This is a genomic window from Pseudomonas sp. Pseusp9, assembly GCF_059491265.1.
Genome location: NZ_CP168500.1, coordinates 3,697,270 through 3,707,604, shown reverse-complemented (window position 1 = coordinate 3,707,604; position 10,335 = coordinate 3,697,270). Strand labels below are relative to the sequence as shown.

The following is a 10,335-nucleotide window of genomic DNA, read 5'->3' as shown; positions in this document are numbered from 1 at the left end:
GCGCCTGCGCGCTGGCGGGCAGCGCGATGTGGTGGTAGGCGAGGCTGGCGATTGTTTTGTTGCGTGGGTTGAGGTCGCTTTACTTCGACGACGCGAGAGCGGCCCGGGCAGCCTCGAGAATTTCATCGGACAGCGGGTCACCGCGGGTGGCCCGGGACAGCATCAGCGCGCCGAACATCAACGAAAACTGCACCAGTGCCTGCTGCCGATTGCCAGCTTCGTCCTCTGTGTCCAACAACGAGCCGAGGGAGTCGAGCAGGTTGTTCAGACCCTGCATATAAGTCTGACGCAAACCGCTCTCGGCGGCCTCGTGGCACATGTCCCCGGCAAAGGCCACCACCGGGCAGCTTTCGCCCGGATTGTCCCGGCTTTCTCTGGACAGGTACGGTTCGACCACGGCGCGCCGGGCGGCGTCCTTGCTGTCATGCTCGGCCACCCGCGCTTGCCAGCGTTGTGCGGCTTGCTCGAAGGCTCGGCCGCTGGCCTCTTGTGCCAGGGCGTCCCTGGATTCGAAGTGCCCGTAGAAGCCGCCGTGGGTCAGGCCGGCGGCGGCCATCACATCGACCACACTGATCCCGTGCAATCCGCGCTCGCGAAACAGCCGTGTAGCGGCATCGACTATGATCTCGCGGTTGAGGTCGGCTTGTTTGCGGGAAACTCGGGGCATGGGGCACTCTCGGGTCTGCAGGTTGAACATCAGAGGGCGTATTGGGCAATCCCGTTGCCGAACGACCAGTTTTCTTTTTTCACTTCCACCAGATTGATGAAAATATCCTCCAGGCGTACGGCCAGTTCTGCATGAAGGCTTTCGGCGATGGTCTTGTAGAGGAGTTTTTTCTGCTCAACGGTTCGCCCCTCGCTCATGGTGATCTGGATCACCACCAACTGGTCCGTGCGGTTGATGCCCAGATAACCGGGATCAAAGATGAAATGCTGCTCATCGTGTTCGGCGAGGATCTGGAAATTGTCGTTCTCGGGCACACCGATGGTGCTGCGCATGGCGGCGTAGATCAATTGGCCGATGCGTTTGGCGTGGGTGGGGTCCTGATGTTTTTTGATGTCGACGCGAACCAGTGGCATGGGAAGACTCCGGAAAGATACAGGTCAGTTAAAAATACATGACGTTTAACCTTTATCAAGCGCACATCGTCGGCTGGCGTTGATTGCGACCCCTGTAGGAGCGAGCTCGCTCGCGAGAAACCCGAGAGCACCGCGGGGTGTCTGGTTTCCAGCGTTATCGTTGACGACCCTCGTCGGAACGCCGCCCGGAGCAAGCTCGCTCCTGCAGTGGTAGGGGGGGGCAGAGGTGCAACCTGGTACCACCGTTCCTCACCTAAGTCTTTGCTTCTGTTCAGTAATCCTCCAGAATCGCGCCCCTGTTTCGGCCAGGGCGCTGCCTGTCGGGTATTCCGACGCGTCCCGGCCGGGTGGCAAGTGACCGGAATGTGGAGATCCCACCGGATGAATGATCAGGCCAATAGCGTCAACAAACGCTATGTAGCAGCAACACCCGCGACACTTTCGAGCTGGAATCGCCAAGACACCACCTGGATGCTGGGCCTGTTTGGCACGGCGATTGGTGCGGGAACCCTGTTTTTGCCGATCAACGCAGGCCTGGGCGGATTCTGGCCGTTGCTGGTCCTGGCGTTGCTGGCGTTCCCGATGACCTTCTACGCACACCGCGGGCTGACCCGTTTCGTGCTGTCCGGGCGCGAAGGCGCCGACATCACCGAGGTGGTGGAGGAGCATTTCGGGATCAAGGCCGGCGCTCTGATCACCTTGCTGTATTTCTTCGCCATTTTCCCGATCCTGCTGATCTACAGCGTGGCCCTGACCAACACCGTGGGCAGTTTCCTCGAGCATCAACTGCATGTCATGCCGCCACCGCGCGCCGTGCTGTCGCTGGTGCTGATCCTCGGCCTGCTGGCGGTGGTGCGTTGCGGTGAGCAACTGATCGTCAAGGCCATGAGCCTGATGGTCTACCCGTTCATCGTGGCCCTGCTGTTCCTGGCGGTATACCTGATTCCCCACTGGAACGGCGGCATCCTGGCCACCGCCAGCGATGTGCCAGCGCCTTCGGCGTTGCTGCACACCTTGTGGCTGGCGATTCCGGTGATGGTGTTCTCGTTCAACCACTCGCCGATCATTTCGGCGTTCGCCGTGGACCAGAAGCGTCGCTACGGGGAGCATGCCGAGGAGCGCAGTTCGCAGATCCTGTCCCGCGCCCATTTGCTGATGGTGGTGATGGTGCTGTTCTTCGTCTTCAGCTGCGTGCTCACCCTGTCGCCTGCGCAACTGGCTGAAGCCAAGGCGCAGAACCTGTCGATCCTGTCGTACCTGGCCAACCACTTCAGCAATCCGACCATCGCCTTTGCGGCGCCGTTGATTGCCTTCGTGGCCATTTCCAAGTCGTTCCTGGGGCACTACATCGGTGCCAGCGAAGGCCTCAAGGGCTTGATCGTCAAGAGCGGCAAGCGTCCGTCCGCCAAGACCCTGGACCGTATGACCGCTGCGTTCATGCTGGTGGTGTGCTGGATCGTCGCTACGTTGAACCCGAGCATCCTCGGGATGATTGAAACCCTGGGTGGTCCGGTGATTGCGGCGATCCTGTTCCTGATGCCGATGTACGCCATCCGCAAGGTGCCGGCGATGGCACGTTATCGCGGTCAGGCGTCCAACGTCTTCGTGACGGCGGTGGGGCTGGTGGCGATTTCGGCGTTGGTGTATTCGCTGAGTGCGTGATTGCTGTTTGATTGGGTGAGTGAATGACGGCTGATCCGGTTTTCGGGTTGGCCGTTTTTTTTGGGGTGATATTGGGGGGCATTCGGTTTCTCGCGGTCAACTGTAGGAGCGAGCCTGCTCGCGATGGACGTCAACGATGACGCGGGGTGTCTGGGTGCCCGTGTTGCCCCGGGATTTTTCGCGAGCAGGCTCGCTCCTACAGGGGAACGCGTTCACTTCAGTTCAGACCGGCCTGATAGCCAACCAGTTTCTGCAGGAGCGGGCTTGCCCGCGATGGACGTCAACGATGACGCGGGGTGTCTGGGTGCCCGTGTTGCCCTGGCATTTTTCGCGAGCAGGCTCGCTCCTACAAGGGAACGCGTTCACTTCAGCTTCGCCACAGGCGGCGATCTTTTGCTTTTGAGCTACAGTGGCGGCTGTGCGTATCACATGCGCAGCGGGTTTTTTTCGCCTGGAGACACCGGATTGTCGAGCGCCTTACCGCCCAACCCCGTTGAACCATCCAATCGCTGGCAGGACCTGCTCGCCGGTTTGTCGATTGCCGGTCTGCTGCTGCCCGAGGCGGTTGCTTATTCAGGCATCGCCGCACTGGCGCCCCAGGCCGGGGTGATCGCCTTGTTTGCCGGGTTGCTGTGTTATGGCCTGTTCGGCACAAGCCGCTTCGCGATTGTCTCGGCCACCTCATCTTCCGCCGCCGTGCTGGCCGCGGCGACCGCCACCCTGGCCAATGGCGACCCGCAACTGCGCTCGACCCTGGCCTTCGGCCTGGTGCTGGTGACCGGGGTGTTTTTTCTGTTGGCCGGGCTGTTCAAGCTCGGCAGCGTGACGTCGTTCATCGCCAAGCCGGTGCTGCGCGGTTTTGCCTTTGGACTGGCGCTGACCATCATTCTCAAGCAGGTCGCCAGCGTGGTCGGTGTGCATTTGACCGATGCCAACCTGGTGCGCTTTCTGCCGCAGCTGCTGGAGCAATTGCCGCAGTGGAACTGGGCGGCGGCTGGCGTCGGCGCCGTGGCATTGACCTTGTTATGGCTGTTCGCACGGTTTCGACGCCTGCCGGGTGGTTTGTTGGTGGTGGTCATTGGCGTTGCGGCGGGGCAGTGGCTGGACCTGCCGGCTTATGACGTGAAGCTGATCGGCGTGATCGACCTGAGCCTGGAAGTGCCGAAGCTGCCGGTACTGCCGTTTGCCGACTGGCTGCGTCTGGGTGAATTGGCGTTCGCCATGGTGATGATTCTGTATGCGGAATCTTATGGCTCGATCAGTGCCTATGCGCTCAAGCATGGGGATCGTGTCACCTCCAACCGCGACCTGCTGGCGCTGGGGGCTAGCAACCTGTTGTCCGGTCTGTTCCACGGCATGCCGGCTGGTGCGGGGTATTCGGCCACGTCGGCCAATGAAGCGGCGGGTGCCACTTCGCGCCTGGCCGGTATCGTAGCGGCGCTGGTGGTGCTGGTCATTGTCCTGACGGTGCTGCCCTACATTGCCCTGACCCCGGAGCCGATCCTCGCCGCTATCGTCATCCATGCCCTGGGACGCGGCCTGAGCCTGCAGCCGCTGGGACGGTATTTCATCTGGCGCCGTGACCGTCTGCTGGTGATCTGCGCCGTGGGGGCGGTGTTGGTGCTGGGGGTGCTGGACGGCTTGCTGGTGGCTGTTGCGATCAGTGTGTTGCTGATGCTCAAGCAGATGTCGGCGGCGGATATCCAGATTCTGGGGCGCATCGGTGGCGGTCACGACTTTGTCGACCTGCAACGCCATCCAGCGGCGCAAGCCGTGCCAGGCGTGTTGATTGTCCGGCCGGGTGAGGCGTTGTTCTTTGCCAACGTCGAACGGATTCTTGGCGGCGCCTTGCGTCTGATCCGGCACTCACAGGAGCCCGTTCATTCCGTGATTCTCAGTCTTGAGGAGTCTCCTGACCTGGATGGCACCAGCATCGAGGCGTTGCAGGCGTTTTTCGTGCGGGTGCACCAGGAGGGCAAGCGCCTGATTCTGGCGCGTCTGAAGGACGACGCACAAACGGCGTTGGCGCAGGTGCAATCCAGCGGTGTGATTCTGAGTGGTTTGAGTGTGGATGGGGCGGTGCAGCAGGCCCTCCAGTTGAATGCATGACCCTATGTGGGAGCGAGCCTGCTCGCGAAGGCGGTGGGTCAGCCAGCATCAATGTTGAATGTACTGACGCTTTCGCGAGCAGGCTCGCTCCCACAGGGGGTATTGTTCAAATTGCAGGCATAAAAAACGCCGCCCATCTCACGATGGGCGGCGTTTTTCATTGCGTTGCAACGTTAGGCTTGAACGACCGGAATGTTGGCGTTCGCAGCAGCTTCACGGAACTCGGCGATCTGGTCGAAGGACAGGTAGCGGTAGACATCGGCCGCCATGCTGTCGATCTTGCCAGCGTATTCCATGTACTCCTCGACGGTCGGCAGGCGACCCAGGATGGAGGCCACGGACGCCAGCTCGGCCGAAGCCAGGTAGACGTTCGCGCCGTCACCCAGACGGTTCGGGAAGTTACGGGTCGACGTCGACACCACGGTGGAGTTGGCTTCTACACGTGCCTGGTTACCCATGCACAGCGAGCAACCTGGCATTTCCATGCGCGCGCCGGCCTTGCCGTAGATGCCGTAGTAGCCTTCTTCGGTCAGCTGGTGAGCGTCCATCTTGGTCGGCGGCGACAGCCACAGACGGGTTGGCAGCTGACCCTTGACCTGTTCCAGCAACTTGCCGGCGGCACGGAAGTGACCGATGTTGGTCATGCACGAACCGATGAACACTTCGTCGATCTTCTCGCCAGCAACGCTGGAGAGCAGGCGAGCGTCATCCGGGTCGTTCGGCGCGCAGAGCACAGGCTCCTTGATGTCGGCCAGGTCGATCTCGATGACTTCGGCGTATTCGGCGTCTTTGTCCGCTTCCAGCAGCTCAGGGTTGGCCAGCCAGGCTTCCATCGCTTGAGCGCGACGTTCCAGGGTACGCGCATCGCCGTAGCCTTCGCCGATCATCCAGCGCAGCAGGGTGATGTTCGATTGCAGGTACTCGGCGATCGACTCTTTGGACAGCTGGATGGTGCAACCGGCAGCCGAACGTTCGGCCGAGGCGTCGGACAGTTCGAACGCTTGCTCGACGGTCAGTTTTGGCAGACCTTCGATCTCCAGGATGCGACCGGAGAAGGCGTTCTTCTTGCCTTTCTTCTCTACGGTCAACAGGCCTTTCTGGATCGCGTAGTAAGGAATGGCATGAACCAGGTCACGCAGGGTGACGCCTGGCTGCAGTTCTCCTTTGAAGCGAACCAGGATCGACTCAGGCATGTCCAGCGGCATGACGCCGGTGGCAGCGGCGAACGCGACCAGGCCGGAACCGGCCGGGAACGAAATGCCGATCGGGAAACGGGTGTGCGAGTCACCACCGGTACCGACGGTGTCCGGCAGCAGCATGCGGTTCAGCCACGAGTGGATGATGCCGTCGCCCGGACGCAGGGAAACGCCGCCGCGGGTCATGATGAAGTCAGGCAGGGTGTGGTGGGTGGTCACGTCGATCGGCTTTGGATAAGCCGCGGTGTGGCAGAAGGACTGCATCACCAGGTCGGTCGAGAAGCCCAGGCACGCCAGGTCTTTCAGTTCGTCACGGGTCATTGGACCGGTGGTGTCCTGGGAACCCACGGTGGTCATCTTCGGTTCGCAGTAGGTGCCCGGACGAACGCCGGTCACGCCGCAAGCCTTGCCGACCATTTTCTGCGCCAGGGTGAAACCCTTGGTGCTTTCAGCCGGTGCTTCAGGCTTCTTGAACAGGGTCGAAGGTGGCAGACCCAGCTCGGCACGAGCCTTCTCGGTCAGGCCACGGCCGATGATCAGCGGAATACGGCCGCCAGCGCGCACTTCGTCGAGCAGGACCGGGGTCTTCATTTCGAAGGTGGTCAGGACTTCGTCGGTGCCGTGCTTGCAGACTTTGCCAGCATGCGGGTACAGGTCGATCACGTCGCCCATGTGCATGTTGGAAACGTCGAATTCGATTGGCAGTGCGCCGGCATCTTCCATGGTGTTGTAGAAGATCGGAGCGATCTTGCTGCCGAAGCAGAAACCGCCGGCACGCTTGTTCGGCACGTAAGGAACGTCGTCGCCGAAGAACCACAGTACCGAGTTGGTCGCCGATTTACGCGAAGAACCGGTACCGACCACGTCGCCGACGTAGGCGATCGGGAAGCCGGCGTTGCGCATTTCTTCGATCTGCTTCATCGGACCGGTGACGCCTTGCTCGTCCGGCACGATGCCGTCGCGAGCCATTTTCAGCATGGCCAGGGCGTGCAGCGGGATGTCCGGACGGGACCAGGCATCTGGAGCAGGGGACAGGTCGTCGGTGTTGGTTTCGCCGGTGACCTTGAACACGCGCAGGCTGATCTTGTCGGCCAGGGTCGGGCGCTTCACGAACCACTCGCCGTCAGCCCAGGATTGCAGCACGCCTTTGGCGTGAACGTTACCTTTCTTGGCTTTTTCAGCGACGTCGTGGAAGGCATCGAACATCAGCAGGGTGTGCTTGAGTTCTTCGGCAGCTACTGGTGCCAGTTCGGCGTCGTCCAGCAGGTTTACCAGAGTCACGATGTTGTAGCCGCCCTGCATGGTGCCGAGCAGTTCAACAGCGCGCTTCTTGTCGATCAGGGGGGATTTGGCTTCGCCCTTGGCGATGGCGGACAGGAAGCCGGCCTTGACATAGGCTGCTTCGTCCACGCCTGGCGGAACGCGATTGGTGATCAGGTCAACGAGGAATGCTTCTTCGCCAGCCGGGGGATTTTTCAGCAGCTCGACCAGGCCTGCAGTTTGTTCGGCGTTTAGCGGCTGGGGAACGATACCCAGTGCTGCGCGCTCTTCGATATGTTTGCGGTAGGCTTCAAGCACAGTTATTACCCTCATCAGTGGTCCCAAATGGGTGTCCGGGACGCTCATCCCGAAATTGCCGTACTCATGCGCTGCATGGCGTTGTGAGCCACTTAGCCAGAATTACCGACAATTCCTTACAGAAGCTGCTTTCAAAGTTTTACGCCTGCAGAACGGGAGCTGATGAGGGTTGGCGCTGGATTTTTCCCCGCTGGAAAAACCCTTCGCCAACACCGCTCTGAAGGAACGACTGTGCTCGTGACGCTTTGAAAACAGCTTCTAACGGACATTGGCGCCTAAAAAGGCAGGCTGATTCTACGGCAAAAAAAAATTAAAGGTAAGTCAGGTGTTATTGGACTTTGGTGGAGGCGGCCGGTAAACCCCGATTCACCCAAGGCCCTGAACTTTGAGGGGTGATCAATGGCGGACAAAGGGCTAACATGCCGGCCTGTTTTGCTTTTTTGCGTTTTGCCTATCTATGCCCAATCAGACCATCAAGACACCTTGCGTTGGCCTCTGCTCCACTGTTTACGGTGACCTGGTATGCCGTGGCTGCAAGCGTTTCCATCACGAAGTGATCCACTGGAACGGTTACAACGAGGAGGAGAAGCGCGCGGTATGGCTGCGTCTTGAGCAGTTGCTGTCGCAGGTTATGGCCGCCAAGGTGGAAATTTTCGACCCGGCACTGCTGAGAAAGCAGCTGGAGCAACGCAAGATCCGTTTTGTGCCCCATCAGTCGGAATATTGCTGGGCCTACCAGTTGATCGCGCGGGGTGCGCGGGTGATCAATAATCTGGAAGCCTACGGGATGGTGTTGCTGCCGGAGTTTCGCGACTGGAACCTGCCGGAATTGCGCGATGCCATCGATCGGGAATTTTTCCTGCTCTCCGAGGCCCATTACCAGCGCTACATTGCGCCGGGGTTCCTGAAGGACGCATTTGGTGGCTGAGAGCATCGCGAGCAGGCTCGCTCCCACAATTGAAATGCATTCCCTTGTGGGAGCGAGCCTGCTCGCGAAGGCGCCCTGACAGGCGCTACGAATCTCAATGCTTGCTGGCAATCTCCTCTAGATGGTCCTCGATTTCCTGCGGCTTGAGCACCAGCACATCGCTCTCGACTGCATCCAGCACCACTTCCGCGGTATTGCCGATCAGGGTCCCGGACAAACCGCTGCGGGCCACGGTGCCGATCACCGTCACCGCCGCCTGCAGTTTGTGCACCATGAACGGAATCAGCACATCCGCCGGGCCTTCCTCTATGTGCAGGTGCTCATCGTCGATGTCGAATTCAGCCTGGAACGACTTGCATTGCTCGCGGTAGCGCGCCTGGATGGTTTCACTGAGTTGAAACGTCGGGTCGGCCGACGACAGCATCGGTGACGGATGGGCGGCAATCACGTGCAGATGCCCCTTGGCCAGACTCGCAATGTCGTAGCCATGGTCGATGATGGTGGTGTGCAGATGACGGTGCTCGCCGTCGGCATTTCCCACGTCGACAGCGGCCAGAATCACCTTGTCCTTCCACGAACCGACGGTTTTCACCAGCAGTACGGGGGAGGGGCATTGGCGCAGCAGTTTCCAGTCCTCGGGTGTCAGCAGTGCCTTTTTCAGTGCGCTGTCGGGAAAGTGCTGCTTCACCACCAGTCCGCAGCCTTCGGCCTGCTGCACATCGACGATGGTTTGATGCAGGCTATGATTCCAGGCCTGTTCAGTGGTGACGCTGTAACCGTCTGCCAGTAAAGCGGCCTTGAGCACACCCAACATGCCACTGTGATCATGCTTGGGGTCGCACACCAGCAGATGCAGATGCGCCTGGGTCACGCCTGCAATCAACTTGGCCCGTTTGAGCGCCAGGCTTTCGGAGTGTTCGGGGTCGATGACCACCAGAATGCTGCGTACGGCTTGCATGATCGGGATCTCCTGAAAATGAAAAAGCACGGCGTTGCACAACTATAGTTGCTGCTTGCGATTCGGGGACTTGATGCATATCAATGGTTGGCGACTGGTGGTCTGCGGGCAGGCCGGTATAATCGGCGCCCTTCGTTTTGAACCTATTTTTCCGTGAGCCCCATGATCCTTCCCGAAATTCACGAGTTCCTTGGCTGCCGCACCCCCGACGGCTGGGTTCAAGCCGCGCTGGCCGATCAGGAAACCCTGCTGATCGACCACAAGAACTGCGAATTCAAGGCCGCCAGCACGGCGCTCAGCCTGATCGCCAAGTATCACTCCCACGTCGACCTGATCAACATGATGTCGCGCCTGGCCCGGGAAGAGCTGGTGCACCACGAACAGGTCATGCGCCTGATGAAGCGCCGCAAGATCGCGTTGCGCCAGCTGTCCGCCGGGCGCTACGCGTCGGGGCTGCGCAAGGTGGTACGCAGTCACGAGCCGGTGAAGCTGGTGGATACCCTGGTGGTTGGCGCCTTCATCGAAGCCCGCAGTTGCGAGCGTTTCGAAGCGCTGGTGCCGCATCTGGACGAAGAACTGGGCAAGTTCTATTTCGGTCTGCTCAAGAGCGAGGCCCGGCATTTCCAGGGGTACCTGAGACTGGCCTATCAGTACGGCGACGCCAAGGATATTGCCCAGGTGATCGACAAGGTCCGTGCCGCCGAGCAGGAGTTGATTGAGTCGCCAGACGTGGAGTTCCGCTTCCACAGTGGCGTACCGCAGAATGCGCCTGTCGCCTGATTCACTTCGCATGAACCCCGTTAGCCCGGGGTCGGCTGACGGGG

8 protein-coding genes are annotated in these 10,335 nt (G+C 60.4%); 4 read left to right on the top strand and 4 right to left on the bottom strand.

Annotation, left to right across the window (positions count from 1 at the left end; all coding sequences use genetic code 11):
- Positions 1–79: 79 nt before the first annotated feature.
- Together ACEN8E_RS16540 and ACEN8E_RS16535 are read right to left on the bottom strand one after the other, a co-directional pair.
- Positions 80–667, bottom strand: coding sequence for a TetR/AcrR family transcriptional regulator (locus ACEN8E_RS16540; protein ID WP_495589019.1), 588 nt, complete (start codon positions 665–667; stop codon positions 80–82).
- 29 nt (positions 668–696) lie between these two features.
- On the bottom strand, positions 697–1,080 hold the full coding sequence (locus ACEN8E_RS16535) for a tautomerase family protein (RefSeq protein ID WP_495589018.1): 384 nt from the start codon (positions 1,078–1,080) through the stop codon (positions 697–699).
- Positions 1,081–1,461: 381 nt separating this feature from the next.
- On the opposite strand from ACEN8E_RS16535, the gene ACEN8E_RS16530 reads away from it, so the two are divergent.
- Positions 1,462–2,742 (top strand): serine/threonine transporter, encoded by a 1,281-nt coding sequence (locus tag ACEN8E_RS16530; protein ID WP_495589017.1) that lies wholly within the window; start codon positions 1,462–1,464, stop codon positions 2,740–2,742.
- A gap of 465 nt (positions 2,743–3,207) precedes the next feature.
- Positions 3,208–4,851: a SulP family inorganic anion transporter gene (locus tag ACEN8E_RS16525; RefSeq protein WP_495589016.1), complete on the top strand. Its 1,644-nt coding sequence runs from the start codon at positions 3,208–3,210 to the stop codon at positions 4,849–4,851.
- A 173-nt stretch (positions 4,852–5,024) separates the two neighbouring features.
- On the opposite strand, the gene acnB is transcribed toward ACEN8E_RS16525, so the two are convergent.
- Positions 5,025–7,625, bottom strand: a complete 2,601-nt coding sequence (gene acnB / locus ACEN8E_RS16520; protein WP_429368506.1) for a bifunctional aconitate hydratase 2/2-methylisocitrate dehydratase — start codon at positions 7,623–7,625, stop codon at positions 5,025–5,027.
- A gap of 457 nt (positions 7,626–8,082) precedes the next feature.
- Between acnB and ACEN8E_RS16515 the strand changes: the two genes are divergently transcribed.
- Positions 8,083–8,553: a DUF1289 domain-containing protein gene (locus ACEN8E_RS16515; protein ID WP_495589015.1), complete on the top strand. Its 471-nt coding sequence runs from the start codon at positions 8,083–8,085 to the stop codon at positions 8,551–8,553.
- A gap of 94 nt (positions 8,554–8,647) precedes the next feature.
- Here ACEN8E_RS16515 and ACEN8E_RS16510 read toward each other — a convergent pair whose 3' ends face one another.
- Positions 8,648–9,511 carry a universal stress protein gene (locus ACEN8E_RS16510; RefSeq protein ID WP_495589014.1) on the bottom strand — a complete coding sequence of 288 codons (864 nt, stop codon included), beginning with the start codon at positions 9,509–9,511 and terminating at the stop codon, positions 8,648–8,650.
- A 162-nt stretch (positions 9,512–9,673) separates the two neighbouring features.
- Between ACEN8E_RS16510 and ACEN8E_RS16505 the strand changes: the two genes are divergently transcribed.
- A complete protein-coding gene (locus ACEN8E_RS16505; protein ID WP_495589013.1) occupies positions 9,674–10,291 on the top strand; it encodes a MiaE family protein in 618 nt (205 codons plus the stop codon).
- Positions 10,292–10,335: the final 44 nt, after the last annotated feature.

Coding starts and splice junctions, on each gene's coding strand:
- ACEN8E_RS16540 (WP_495589019.1), bottom strand. CDS start 667: ATGCCCCGAGTTTCCCGCAAACAAGCCGACCTCAACCGCGAGATCATA.
- ACEN8E_RS16535 (WP_495589018.1), bottom strand. CDS start 1,080: ATGCCACTGGTTCGCGTCGACATCAAAAAACATCAGGACCCCACCCAC.
- ACEN8E_RS16530 (WP_495589017.1), top strand. CDS start 1,462: ATGAATGATCAGGCCAATAGCGTCAACAAACGCTATGTAGCAGCAACA.
- ACEN8E_RS16515 (WP_495589015.1), top strand. CDS start 8,083: ATGCCCAATCAGACCATCAAGACACCTTGCGTTGGCCTCTGCTCCACT.
- ACEN8E_RS16510 (WP_495589014.1), bottom strand. CDS start 9,511: ATGCAAGCCGTACGCAGCATTCTGGTGGTCATCGACCCCGAACACTCC.
- ACEN8E_RS16505 (WP_495589013.1), top strand. CDS start 9,674: ATGATCCTTCCCGAAATTCACGAGTTCCTTGGCTGCCGCACCCCCGAC.